The following is a 12,672-nucleotide window of genomic DNA, read 5'->3' on the forward strand; positions in this document are numbered from 1 at the left end:
TAAAAAGGTGCACAGGCTGCACCTTTTTTTCGTCCCGGAACAGACGTACTTCACCATGCACGCTGAGCTGTGCTATAATTGAATAGAACTGGAGTTCTATATTTTGGAGGTCGATCATATTGAGAAGTGTTAAAATCGTGCAGTCCGGCGACTTCCATCTGGACAGCCCGCTATCGTCGCACAAGGGGAATTTCAGAGACCAGAGGAGAGAAGAGCTTCTTCAGTCTGTAGGAAGCCTGGTAGCGCATGCAGTAAGGGAAAAAGCTGACCTTCTCCTGCTTGCAGGGGATATATTTGATTCAGCGAGGGTAAGGAAATCTACAGTTGATTATCTTTCAAGTGTATTTTCCAGGTTTCCAGGCCACATATTCATATCGCCGGGAAACCACGATCCATACGAACCCCATAGCCCGTATGCCAAGGCTGCATTACCGGGAAACGTAAAGGTATTCTCGGATTACGAGGAAGTATTCCTTCCAGAGCTTGGTTCGGTAGTCTGCGGGGCAGGCTTTCGGAATGCCGTGGTGAACAGGAGCCTTCTTGAAGGAATAAGGGCGCCTATTTTCGATGGGTTAAGGATACTCGTCATGCACGGCGAAGCATCGGGAAATGAAAATCCATACAATCCAATCAGGCAGAGTGAAATAGCCTCATCCGGCTTTGACTATATAGCCCTCGGACACAGGCATGATTTTTCAGGCATCCTGAGAGAGGGAAGAACCTTCTATGCTTATGCCGGAATACCGGAGGGCAGAGGGTTTGACGAATCCGGTCCGAAGGGCTGCATCACTGGATCTATATCAAGGTCTGGTGTTGACCTTAAGTTCAGGGAATTGCCAGGCAGGAAATACCTGGTGGAAGAGGTGGACATCACGGGTGTATCCTCAAGCATGGAGGTATGCGACATCATATCGGGCAAAGGAATTTCTGACCCCCACAGCATTGTGCGCTTCATACTGAAGGGTGAGGTACCCGGGCATTCTACAATAGACACAGCCATCATAAGGTCCTTTTTGGTAAGGAAGCTCTTTGACTGTGAGATAATAGACCGTTCAATGCCAATTTTGGAATCCGGAGATGGCAGGGGGCTGCTTGGTATCTTTTCAGCAAGAATGAAGAAGCTCATTTCAGAAGGAAATGAAGACGGAGAGATTTTGAATGAGGCTATGAGGCTTGGTACAAGGGCTCTGTGCAAGAGGGATATCTGATGAGATTAAAACGTATTAAAATCACAAGGTTCGGCAAGCTTAGGGACACTGATTTTGAACTGAAAGATGGTATAAACATAATATACGGCGGGAATGAAGCTGGTAAAAGTACCATGATCAATTTTCTGGCTGTAGCACTTTACGGGTCGCTTGCAGCAGTGAAGTCAGGCAGGGAGACCATACGGAAGCGTTCTTTGCCATTTGACGGCGGCCATGCTGCAGGTGTTCTGGAGGTTGAACATGACGGAAAGGTCTGCGTAGTCGAAAAGAGGCTTGGTACCACAAGAAAGGAAGATTCAACAAGGTCGTACAGCAAGGAAGACTTCGGTCAGCTCCCATGGGGCCAGGAGCCGGGTAAGGATATTCTGGGAATCGGCGGCGGGACATTCCTGAAGACCCTTTTCGTTCCACAGTCGGGCGCTTCCTTCAGCGAAGAGCGCGACGAAGGACTTGTACAGAGGCTTGCAAACCTTCTGGATACCGGCGACGAAGATGTATCCTACAACAAGGCTGTTGAGGCACTGGAGGAGGAACTGAAGGGAATACGGAACCAGAGAAGGACAGGAAGCCTCGATGCAATATACCAGAAAAGGACCCGATTGGCAGAACAGCTATCGGAATCGCAGAGATCAAGAAATGAAGCACAGGAACTTGAAGACAAGCTGAAGCTTCTGATCGATGAGAGGGAAGCGCTCAGGAAAAAGAGCTCCGAGCTTCATGCTGTAAAGGAGAGGCAGAGGCTCGGCAGCATCAGGGAAGAATACTTCAGGCTGAAGAGCATGAAGTCTGAGCTAGATTCACTTAAGGATTCAAGCTTCGAGCTGGGGTCTGTTCCTGATGATGAATCACTCAAGGCACTTGAAGAATCTGAAATTGAAATATCAAGGCTGAGGGACGAGCATGAAGGAATCCTTTTATCTTCAGTCGAGGCTGAAAGGGATCTTACTGCATTATCCATGGAGATGGATAGCTACTCCTGGTTCAGAAGCTCAAGCGATGACTCCCTGAGGGAAATGGTGTCTTTGGACAGGGAAATCGCAAGGCTTTCAGAAAGACTAAGGAGCCTTTCTCCTGAGTCCAGGGAGATGAAGGCAATCTCAGGCAGGAGGGTTGAACTTAAGCGTCTCCTATCGGACTATGAGAGGGAGCTGACTATACTGAAGCCCGGGACCAGGAGCTGGATCTTCATCCTTCCTTTAGTGCTCCTTTTGGCTGCATCATACATGTTTTACAGGTCAAATTTCCCGTTTGCCGCTGCATTTGCTGCACTGGCAATTCTTTCATACGCAGGAGGCAGAAGAATTTCAGCTTCCAGGAGACGCAAGGCCCTATCCATGAGCGATATCCTGGAGGATGAGATAATAGCACTTTCAAAGGAGCTTGGGCTTGACCCGGTGGAGGTCCTCAAGGCCAAGAAGGCCATAGACATGATGCCTGATGAAGAAGAGGCGAGTGAACTCGAGAAAAGGCTGTCAAGCTTTGCCGAGCGCAGAGATTCAGTACTTGCCGTATCACAAAGCAGGGATATGGATGACTTCCTCAGGAGATATGACCAGGCGAGAACTCTGTCCGCATATGAGAAGGAGATTACTTCAAGAAGGGATTCTCTGAAGACGGAAGCGGCAGTTGCACTTGAATCACTCGAATCGAACAGCAGGGTTCTCATCGATGGCCTGACCCAATACGGCTTTTCAGGCTCACCTGCAGATACCGGCGTTTATCTTGAGTATCTCAGGTCACAGTCGGTAAAGAAGAGGAATCTGGCAATGCGCCAGGAAGCCCTTGACCTTTCGATAAGAACCCTCATTGGTGACAAGGATGAAGCTGAGGTGCTTAAGGAGCTTGAACTCATTGATTCGCTGGGTCTTGAACCTGGAATAACCTCTGAGGAACTTGACAGAAGACTCCGGGACAATTCTTCACGGGAAGTTATCCTTACCGAAGCTATTGGTGAAGCATCCAGAAGCTTATCTGATGCAACAGCAGGAGCATTGAACCAGATAGATGCTGAAGATGAACTTCTGTCACTTGAGATCGAAGCTGAAACAATTGAAAAAAGGGAGAAGTCCCTGAAGCTGGCACTTGAGGTGATTAAGGAAAGCTACAGGGAATTCAGGCAGGGCTACAGCCCTGAGCTAGACAGGAGGGTGAGCCGGATCTTCAGTGAGATGACTGGAACGGACAGGACTATTGGTGTAAGCGAATTCTTCTCCATGGAATACCTGGAAGATGGATTCAGGAAGGAAGGCGCATACCTCTCCAAGGGAGCATACGAGCAGCTGTACCTTGCGCTTCGGCTTGCGACTTGCGACATGATGTTCGGGGACAGTGTGATTCCTGTGATTATGGATGAACCTTTCGTGCATTATCATAGGGAAAGGCTTGAAAACACACTTGACTATCTTTCAGATAGAACCAAAAACAGACAGTATATCATATTTACATGCCATGAGCGTGAGATTGACTATCTTAAGGACAAGGCGAACGTAATCAGAATCTGAATAAACTTTGAACTTTGACATCGTTTACCTAATACAGGCTTCTGGTATGGTAAACTATATATGAACCTAAGCATAATAAAATTGAAAGAAGGCAAGGAATGAACATAGCGTTTTTTCTGACACCAAAGTCCGAAATCATCTACGAGAACACGGATTCTACCATGAGGCAGGTCCTGGAAAGGATGGAGCATCACAGTTACACCGCGATCCCGATACTTGACAGGGATGGAAAATACATCGGGACACTGACTGAAGGGGACCTTCTCTGGAAGATCAAGAACACCCCCGGGCTGTCCTTCAGGAACACAAACAAGGTACTTGTAAGGGATATCGAAAGAAGAAAGGTCCATGAGGTTGTGACAATCAACGCTGACATCGACAGCATCATAGGTCTTGCACGGAATCAAAATTTCGTACCGGTCGTCGATGACGAAGGCGTCTTCATCGGAATCATCAGGAGAAGCGACATAATCGACTATTGCTACACATTCATCAAAGAAAAGAAAAAAATCGGATGACGTCGGCTGAAGCTGAGTTTCTCAGCTTCTTCTCTATTTTGCGGATTAACTGTATAATTAGCTTAGTTTAAATTAAGGAGACAGCAGGTGCTGTATTTTAAAGATGGAAGATAATAAGAACAACCCACAGGAAGAAAATGAAATGTCAATGATGGATGCGCTGGACAGCTATTCTGTAAAGAGGCTTAATGAAGGCGACATACTCAAGGGTAAGGTAATCAAAGTAACCAGGGACGAGGTTTTCGTCAACATCAATCATTTCAGCGATGGAGTGGTTTCCAGGGAAGAACTGACTGATGACCATGATGCTGACCTTACTTCATTATTTTCAGCTGGCGATGACATTGATGTGATCGTGCTTAAGGCTGATGATGGCGAAGGTAATGTCAAGCTGTCAAAAATCAAAGCTACAGCCATGCTTTCAAGGGACAGCCTCGCAGAAGCCTTTGAAAAGGGTACTCCACTGAAGGTCAGGGTGAAGGAAGTCGTCAAGGGCGGACTCAGGATGTCCTATATGGGCATCGAAGGCTTCATGCCTGCATCGATGGCATCGGACAGATATATCGAGGATTTGAAGTCGCTTGAAGGAAAGGAACTTGATGTCAAGGTAGCAGAGTATGAGGAGGACGGCAGAAGGCTCATATTTTCAAGGAAAGCCTTCCTTGCTGAAAATAACATTAAGCTCAAGGAAAAGCTCCTTCTCACCCTGAAGGAAGGGGATACCATGGAAGGAACCGTTGAAAGCATAGTTCCATACGGTGCGTTCATTGACCTTGGCGGAGTTACAGGTCTTGCACATGTCAGCGACTTATCATATAAGAGGGTTAACAATCCTTCAGAGGTCGTGTCAGTCGGAGAAAAGGTCATAGTGCACATACTGAAGATCGACAGAAAGAAGGACAGGATCTCGCTTTCACTGAAAGATAAAGCTGAAGACCCATGGAAAACAAACCTCACAGTAAAGAGAGGCGATATTGTCCCGGGTACAGTTTCCAAGCTTATAGACTCTGGTGCATTCGTCGCAATCGGCGGCGGACTTGAAGGTTTCGTCCATGTCAGCGAAATAAGCAGCTCCCATGTGTCCAGTCCAAAGGAAGCACTCAAGGAAGGACAGGAGGTCAAGGTAATGGTTCTGGATGTCAATCCTGACAAGCAGAGGGTAAGCCTTTCAATCAAGGATGCAGAAGGAAAAGGAGAAGCCGGGTACTATGAGGATGACAACCTGACACTGGGGGACATGTTCAAGGGGCTTCTCGACAAATTCAAGGAGGATTAGGAATGGGTGTGCTTTCTGGGCTAAAGCCTGAAAAGGTAATGAGATATTTTGAAGAGATATCAATGATTCCAAGAGGTTCAGGGAACGAAAAGGGTATTAGCGACTACCTTAAGTCCTTTGCAGAAGCAAGGGGACTTGAGGTTGTTCAGGACGAAGTCCTTAACATAATCATCAGGAAGAATGGCTCCCCGGGCTACGAGGATTCACCTGCAGTGATCCTCCAGGGACACATGGACATGGTCAATGAAAAGAACAAGGACACTGTCCATGATTTCATGAATGATCCCCTTAAGCTCAGAATTGTCGACGACTATATATATGCCTCAGGCACGACGCTTGGTGCAGACAATGGAATAGCAATTGCATATGCACTTGCTGTCCTTGACAGCGACGACATATCCCATCCTCCACTGGAGGTGCTTGTGACCGTCGAGGAGGAGACTGGGCTTTTAGGTGCAGCAAAAGTCGATGGATCGCATTTTCACGGGAAGACACTGATCAACCTTGATTCTGAGGAAGAGGGAGTATTCCTTGTCAGCTGTGCAGGAGGAGCGAGGCAGATAGTCAGCCTGCCTGTTGTACATGAAGCTGCTGAAGGCTCTGCCTTCAGGATACAGGTCAAGGGGCTTAAAGGCGGCCACTCGGGCATGGAGATACATAAAGAAAGAGGTAATTCCAACAAGATACTCGGAAGGATCCTGCACCATCTTTGCAAGAAGTACGACCTGAGGATTACTGAAATCTCAGGCGGTTCAAAGATGAACGCCATCCCCAGGGAATCTGAGGCACTTGTGGTTGTAAGAGGAGATGCGGACGGCTTCGAAAAAGAGGTACAGATTGTAGCAGGTGTTGCCTTAGCTGAAATCAAGACCCAGGACCCTGAATTGAAGGTTACTGCAGAGTCAGCCTCACTTCCATCAGAGACCTTCACCAAGGAAACAACAGGGAAGGCTGAAGAACTTCTCCTTCTGCTTCCGGACGGAGTGCTGAACTATTCTCAGGACATACCCGGCCTTGTAGAGACATCCCTGAATCTCGGAGTGCTCCAGACGGATGAGAAGAGTGTAAAGTTTGAGTTCGCAGTAAGAAGCAGCGTTGAAACCAGGAAGAAGCTGACGCTGGAAAAGGTCAGGACCCTGGCGGCGAGCTACGGTGCAGTTGCTGAGGTGAGCTCCTCATATCCGGGATGGAACTATGACAGGGACTCGAAGATAAGGCAGAGGTTCATTGACACTTACAAGAGGCTATATGGTAAAAATGCAGAGGTTACTGCAATCCATGCGGGAGTCGAATGCGGACTACTCTCTGAAAAGATAGACGGTCTTGATATGATCTCACTGGGGCCGGATATGTTTGATGTCCACACCCCGGAAGAGCATATCAGCATCTCTTCTATCGCAAGGACCTACGACCTTTTGCTTGAAGTGCTCAGGGATCTCAGATAGGAGGCAGCTATGAAAAATTTCAAGGATATCGGATTTTTAAGAACTGAACCTGATCTGACAGTGATCGATGCAAGGAAGAGAGATGAATACCTGAAAGACCACTACAAGGGATCCTTCAGCCTGGACCTCGACCTTGACATGGCGGGACCAGTCCTCCAGCATGGGGGAAGGCATCCGCTGCCAGATGTTCTGACCTTTCAGGAAAAGCTCAGGTCAATTGGCCTTAGCGATGATTCCAGAGTCGTCATTTATGACAATGGCGGCAACGACAGCGCGGGAAGACTCTGGTGGATGCTGAAGTACTACGGTCTTAAGGACGTTTTCGTGCTATTAAGGGGTTACTCAGAATTCACCGACGTGGAAAAGGATTCTGAAGTACCAAAGCCGGAGAAAGGAAAGATAACACTTGTTCCTGACGAATCGATGACAGCACCATATGAGGAGATCCTGGAATATTCAAAGCAGGAGAAGCTTTATGGCAAGGTTGTCGTAGATTCCAGGAGCGAAGAAAGATGGAGAGGGTTTGTTGAACCCATCGACAGAAAGAAGGGCCGCATCCCTAATACCATAAACATCTTCTACAGGAAATGCTTCAATCCGGACAATTCGCTAAAGGATATGGAATTCATAAAGGATTCATTTGAGAAGGCTTCTGCCTTCGACGATGTCATATTCCACTGCGGATCGGGTGTAACCGCTTGTACTAACATAATGCTGTTCGACGAGCTTGGCAGGAAAGGACGTCTTTACGTTGGCAGCTTCAGTGACTATATAAGTTACGATAACGAACCCATAAAGGAGTAGATGCGCTTGCACATCAAATACTTCGGGATGAGGACCGTAAAGACAGGTCTGGCTGTCCTCGTTTCGTCCTTTCTGGCAACCGTCATCCCCGGCACAGACGCATTCAACATAACGTTCGCGAGCGTGATATGCATCGAGACGTCTATGGTGTCAAGCCTCAAGGCTGGCTTTAACAGGGTCACTGGAACCTTCATGGGTGCGATGTCCGCCCTTGCCATGCTTTACCTTCCGCTTTCCAATCCCGTAAGGATGTCAGTGGGAGTCATGCTGGTCATACTTGCCTGCAACAGGCTTGGGATAAAAAGGTCAATAGGGATAAGCGCTTCAGTTGTAATCCTGATTATCGCTGGAAGAAGGGATGTAACCCCTCTGGAATATACCATGAGGAGGATTCTGGATACGCTTATGGGAATCGGTGTCGCCACATTCATCAATCTGGCAATAGCGCCTCCGGACCTGATGCGCTCCACAAGGGAAACATTCATTAAGTTCAGGAATACGGCCTCTGCTACCATATGCGAGATGCTCTTCCTTGACCTGGATGAAGGTTTGCCAGACCTGACAAAGGACCTCGATTCCTTCAAGACATCAGTCAAGGCCTTGTCGGAGGAGATCCCCTATCTTAGAAGATATGACGTCGGCGAATCAAAATATCTCCAAAAGATGGAAAATCAGGCGGAAAGGGTATATATACATCTTGAGTCCCTGGCCATGATGGGAAGGTCACAGCCTGTTACCAGGGAGAACAACGTGATGCTCAGAAGGCTTATCGGTATCGACTTTCCTGAGAGAGAGCTTCCAGCCGATGGAACCGTCACAGGTGAGACCGCAATCTTCAACTACAATCTGAAGAAGCTTCTGACTGCCCTTTCAGTTTTGATGGAAGAATATGTAAAGGGCAGCTGATGCTGCATATGAAAAAAAGCAGCTGATAAAGCTGCTTTTTTTCTATGCCCTCAACTGGCTCCTCGAGTTGAAATATCCCCTATATGCAAGATAGCACGCTATGAACGCTGCTATCGCAGTGGTTGAGAGAATCATGAAGGTAACCATGATCTGGTACCTTATAGCTGTCAGCGGGCTTGCCCCTGCAAGTATCAGTCCGGACATCATTCCGGGAAGCGAGACTATACCTAAGGTCTTTGCAGAATCCACAGTCGGCATCATCGCAGTCCTTATGGATTCCTTGACGATTTCCCTTGATGCAAGAAAGGGTGAAGCACCGAGAGACAACTTGGTCTCTACTTCGTTCCTCCTGTCCTTGAAGGCAGTGCCCATAAAGCGATAGGATAGGCCAATTGCAATCATCGAATTGCTGATTATCATTCCTCCAACCGGGATCATCTGGGACGGCACGAATCTCAGCGTACGAGTGAGCACAAGTATCCCTAATGTCACTGCAGTTCCTGAACCTATTGAAGCGAACGAAATCAGGAATGCGTTCTCGATTCCTTTTCCGCGTTTCTTTGCATTGTATGCAGCATTCAGGATCATCGTTGCCAGAAGGAAAAATGTGAATAGGAAGCTCTCAAGTCCGAACACATACTGCAGGACATATCCCACAGCTATAAGCTGGACTATGGCCCTCAGTATGCTTATTACGATGTCCTTCTCAAGCTTCAGATGTTCCCTGAGAGATATGGCAAGGGCAATTACTACAAGAACAGAAGAGAACGCAAGGGAGTACAGACTTATTTCTGCTTCAGGCAAGACTTTCCACCACCTTTCCTTCACGGATCATAAGCACCCTGTCAGATAGCCCCAGCTGATCCTGGTCATGCGTCACCCAGATTACAGTGATTCCTCTCTCAGAAAGCTTCCTTACCGTGTCTTCTATCATACGGGCATTCTCTTTATCAAGGGATGCCGTGACTTCATCAAGCAGGAGGATGTCAGGAGAAATGAGCAGACTTCTAAGAAGTGCAACCCTCTGTTTTTCTCCACCAGAGATAACCCGCGATTCCTTGGTAAGTATGTCCTCAGTCAGACCTACCTCTGGAAGAAGTTCCCTTATCCTTTCAAGGTCAGGCTCCATTTCCCTGATCCTGTAAGGAAACTCCAGGTCCTCGATTACTGTATGCATAAACAGGGTAGGCGTCTGGAAAACATACGATACCCGCTGTCTGTATTCCTCAGGCCTGTATTCAAGGATGTTTCTCCCATTGAACCTTATGTCGCCTGATGTAGGAGACAGCTGGTCACCTATGATCCTTAAGAGCGTACTCTTGCCGCTTCCAGACGGGCCGGAAACCATCATGAGCTCTCCTTTGCCAACTGCGAAGCTTATATTCTCAAGTATATGTTTATTGTCTGCCACATAGCTTATATTGTTAATTTCAAGCAAATTTTCACCCCCATTATCCGGTTAATTATATGACATCCACAACAGACTTTTCAACTTTTGTTCAAAATTTGACCAGCTTCTGTAAAGTTAACAGAAATTATACTTTGACCTTATAAATATCAACGCGCAAGGATGTATAATAGAGGTTGAGGTGATAATGGTTATATTAAAGGCTGAAAGGTTAGGCATTGATACGGGAAATTTGTCAGATGATCTTCAATCTTCGGAACTATTGACCAGATATCCCCGATTTGCTTGACAAACGCCAAATTAATAACTATTATTAAATTATAATCGTTATAAATAGGAGGATTGCAAATGAGCTCATGTAAAGGATCAAAGACAGCAGAAAATCTTCTCAAGGCTTTTGCCGGAGAATCACAGGCCAGAAGCAGGTATGTATACTATGCAAGTGTAGCCAAGAAGGAAGGATATCTGAGGATTGCTGACATTTTCAATGAGACAGCTGAAAATGAGAAGGAACATGCAAAGAGATTCTACAAGTTCCTTGTCAAGGACCTCAACGACACCATGCTTGAAATCACAGCAGCTTATCCTGTAGGACTATTCGAGGATACCGTATCCAACCTTAAAGCTGCAGCTGCAGGCGAGCATGAGGAGTGGACAGACCTTTATCCATCATTTGCCAAGACTGCAAGGGAAGAGGGCTTCAATGATGTAGCGCTAGCCTTCGACAACATCTCCAAGGTTGAGAAGGAGCATGAGGAAAGATACAGCACACTTGCAGCTCTTGTAGGGAGCGGTGCATACTTCAAGAGGTCAGAGCCTGTGCTTTGGAAGTGCAATAACTGCGGATATATCTATGAGGGTCTTGAAGCACCAGCGAAGTGCCCTGCATGCCTGCATGACAGGTCATACTTCGAGGTAGCCTGCAAAGCCTGGTAGAAATAGGAATTAAAAGCATATTGCAGTGATTAAGCCGGTGTCGCGAAGACGCCGGCTTTTCACGTCCTTATCCACTCTGATATACTAATTGGTGAAGGTTCATTTCAAAAGTTTGAAAAAATGGCTTCTGCGCAAAATGTAGACATACGAAATGATTCCTGGGCTTTCTTCTGGAAATTTTCCAGTATTTTCAGAGGGCCTGAATTTGCTTTTTCAAATTGGCAGGGTCTTAAAAAACATTGAAAATAAATCATGGTTCTTGTGGATTGTCATTGTGAATGTTACACTATATGAGACGAAAAAGGAGCGGCATCAGGCTGTTTCATTTTGAGTCCCATGCTTTTGGAGGTGGAACATTGAAATTTGTCCTTGCATCGGCATCTGAAAGAAGACAGGAGCTGCTGAGGCGCATCCTGCCTGAATATGAAATTATGGTCTCAAGCTTCGATGAGAGTCTGATTCCCTTCAGAGGAGACGAATCAGCGTATGTCATGGAGCTGTCGAGGTCAAAATCACATAGTGTCAGGAATCTTTTTGAAGATTCAAAGGATGTTCTGATAATCGGGTCGGACACCATTGTGTCTCTCGATGGTACAATCTATGGCAAGCCAGCCGACAGGGAAGATGCATCTGCAATGATAAGGTCCATGTCTGGAAAATGGCACAGCGTATACTCCGGAATCTCCATCACTTCAGCTGACGGCATTACCGACAGCAGTTTTTCGGTCAGGACTGATGTCAAGTTCATGGAAATGACCGATGATGAGATGGAAGACTACCTTGATACCCTTGATTGGGCAGGAAAGGCAGGAGGCTACGGAATACAGGGTGAAAGCTCGAAATATATAGAAGAGATCAGAGGTGACTATTACAATGTGATGGGTCTGCCGCTGAATGCCCTGTACAAGAATCTCAAGGAACTTGATATTCTAGGTTAATGGAACGGGTCATAATCCAGGAGGTTTTTATGGAAAACAGGATCATGGATATGCCCGAAATGGAAAGACCCCAGGAAAGACTGCTCAGGTACGGAGCTGAAAGCCTTTCCAACAGCGAGCTTCTCGCTGTAATCCTCCGCACCGGAACCAAGGATGAAAATGTCATCGCAATGTCTCACCGTCTGATTTCCATATTTAGCGGAATCAACGGACTTCTTGAGGCCTCCAAGGAGGAACTCATGGAGGTAAAAGGAATCAAGGAAGCAAAGGCTTGTCAGATACTCTCTGTAGCTGAGCTTTCAAAGAGATTTCTGACCTACAGGTCAGGTGATTCATTGAGGATAACATCTCCTGATATGGCAGCCAATCTCCTGATGGTCGAGATGAGGAGCTACAGGAAGGAAGTGCTTAAGGTAGTTCTCCTGAATACCAAGAACATGGTGATCGGAGTGACGTCGGCATCCGTCGGAAGCCTGAACTCATCCATAGTTCATCCGCGGGAGATATTCAAGGAAGCAATCAGGAAGAGCGCATCATCTATAATTCTTGCACACAACCACCCCTCGGGGGATCCCGCACCAAGCAGCGAGGATATCGCATCTACCGAAAGGATCAGGGAAGCGGGCAAGATAATAGGGATCGAGCTTCTCGACCATATCATAATAGGTGATGGAACCTATATTAGCTTGAAAGAAAAAAATTTACTTTGACAGACTGAAAGGAGAAAAATCA

Annotated in this window: 12 protein-coding genes; 10 read left to right on the forward strand and 2 right to left on the reverse strand. The window is 46.8% G+C overall.

Annotated features, from left to right (window positions below):
* Nucleotides 1-119 precede the first annotated feature (119 nt).
* The 7 genes from J2Z34_RS10065 (at nt 120) to J2Z34_RS10095 (ending at nt 8,658) form a co-directional block, all read left to right on the forward strand.
* Nucleotides 120-1,208 carry a metallophosphoesterase family protein gene (locus tag J2Z34_RS10065; RefSeq protein WP_209459740.1) on the forward strand — a complete coding sequence of 363 codons (1,089 nt, stop codon included), beginning with the start codon at nt 120-122 and terminating at the stop codon, nt 1,206-1,208.
* The gene (locus J2Z34_RS10070) at nt 1,208-3,709 is read left to right on the forward strand and encodes an ATP-binding protein (RefSeq protein ID WP_209459741.1); all 2,502 of its coding nucleotides are present in this window, start codon (nt 1,208-1,210) and stop codon (nt 3,707-3,709) included. Before J2Z34_RS10065 ends, J2Z34_RS10070 begins: the two co-directional genes overlap by 1 nt.
* A 98-nt stretch (nt 3,710-3,807) precedes the next feature.
* Nucleotides 3,808-4,227, forward strand: coding sequence for a CBS domain-containing protein (locus J2Z34_RS10075; RefSeq protein WP_209459742.1), 420 nt, complete (start codon nt 3,808-3,810; stop codon nt 4,225-4,227).
* 103 nt (nt 4,228-4,330) lie between these two features.
* Nucleotides 4,331-5,503, forward strand: a complete 1,173-nt coding sequence (gene rpsA, locus J2Z34_RS10080; RefSeq protein WP_209459743.1) for a 30S ribosomal protein S1 — start codon at nt 4,331-4,333, stop codon at nt 5,501-5,503.
* 2 nt (nt 5,504-5,505) lie between these two features.
* Nucleotides 5,506-6,948: an aminoacyl-histidine dipeptidase gene (locus J2Z34_RS10085; RefSeq protein ID WP_209459744.1), complete on the forward strand. Its 1,443-nt coding sequence runs from the start codon at nt 5,506-5,508 to the stop codon at nt 6,946-6,948.
* A 9-nt stretch (nt 6,949-6,957) separates the two neighbouring features.
* Nucleotides 6,958-7,752 (forward strand): sulfurtransferase, encoded by a 795-nt coding sequence (locus tag J2Z34_RS10090; protein WP_209459745.1) that lies wholly within the window; start codon nt 6,958-6,960, stop codon nt 7,750-7,752.
* Nucleotides 7,753-7,758: 6 nt separating this feature from the next.
* The gene (locus tag J2Z34_RS10095) at nt 7,759-8,658 is read left to right on the forward strand and encodes an FUSC family protein (protein ID WP_209459746.1); all 900 of its coding nucleotides are present in this window, start codon (nt 7,759-7,761) and stop codon (nt 8,656-8,658) included.
* 42 nt (nt 8,659-8,700) lie between these two features.
* On the opposite strand, the gene J2Z34_RS10100 is transcribed toward J2Z34_RS10095, so the two are convergent.
* Nucleotides 8,701-9,462, reverse strand: a complete 762-nt coding sequence (locus J2Z34_RS10100) for an ABC transporter permease (RefSeq protein WP_245250615.1) — start codon at nt 9,460-9,462, stop codon at nt 8,701-8,703.
* Nucleotides 9,455-10,096, reverse strand: a complete 642-nt coding sequence (locus J2Z34_RS10105; RefSeq protein WP_209459747.1) for an ABC transporter ATP-binding protein — start codon at nt 10,094-10,096, stop codon at nt 9,455-9,457. The genes J2Z34_RS10100 and J2Z34_RS10105 overlap by 8 nt, the downstream gene beginning before the upstream one ends.
* 318 nt (nt 10,097-10,414) lie before the next feature.
* On the opposite strand from J2Z34_RS10105, the gene rbr reads away from it, so the two are divergent.
* The 3 genes from rbr (at nt 10,415) to radC (ending at nt 12,650) form a co-directional block, all read left to right on the forward strand.
* Nucleotides 10,415-11,002: a rubrerythrin gene (rbr, locus tag J2Z34_RS10110; RefSeq protein WP_209459748.1), complete on the forward strand. Its 588-nt coding sequence runs from the start codon at nt 10,415-10,417 to the stop codon at nt 11,000-11,002.
* Nucleotides 11,003-11,358: 356 nt separating this feature from the next.
* A complete protein-coding gene (locus J2Z34_RS10115; protein ID WP_209459749.1) occupies nt 11,359-11,940 on the forward strand; it encodes a Maf family protein in 582 nt (193 codons plus the stop codon).
* A 29-nt stretch (nt 11,941-11,969) separates the two neighbouring features.
* Complete coding sequence (gene radC, locus J2Z34_RS10120) at nt 11,970-12,650, forward strand: RadC family protein (RefSeq protein ID WP_209459750.1); 681 nt, start codon at nt 11,970-11,972, stop codon at nt 12,648-12,650.
* Nucleotides 12,651-12,672 lie beyond the last annotated feature (22 nt).

Source organism: Youngiibacter multivorans (genome assembly GCF_017873395.1).
GTDB lineage: Bacteria > Bacillota > Clostridia > Clostridiales > Clostridiaceae > Youngiibacter > Youngiibacter multivorans.

What these genes read in the sequence shown, in the direction of transcription:
- J2Z34_RS10090 (WP_209459745.1), top strand. Translation starts at nt 6,958, where the DNA reads ATGAAAAATTTCAAGGATATCGGATTTTTAAGAACTGAACCTGATCTG.
- rpsA (WP_209459743.1), top strand. Translation starts at nt 4,331, where the DNA reads ATGGAAGATAATAAGAACAACCCACAGGAAGAAAATGAAATGTCAATG.
- radC (WP_209459750.1), top strand. Translation starts at nt 11,970, where the DNA reads ATGGAAAACAGGATCATGGATATGCCCGAAATGGAAAGACCCCAGGAA.
- J2Z34_RS10070 (WP_209459741.1), top strand. Translation starts at nt 1,208, where the DNA reads ATGAGATTAAAACGTATTAAAATCACAAGGTTCGGCAAGCTTAGGGAC.
- rbr (WP_209459748.1), top strand. Translation starts at nt 10,415, where the DNA reads ATGAGCTCATGTAAAGGATCAAAGACAGCAGAAAATCTTCTCAAGGCT.
- J2Z34_RS10085 (WP_209459744.1), top strand. Translation starts at nt 5,506, where the DNA reads ATGGGTGTGCTTTCTGGGCTAAAGCCTGAAAAGGTAATGAGATATTTT.
- J2Z34_RS10075 (WP_209459742.1), top strand. Translation starts at nt 3,808, where the DNA reads ATGAACATAGCGTTTTTTCTGACACCAAAGTCCGAAATCATCTACGAG.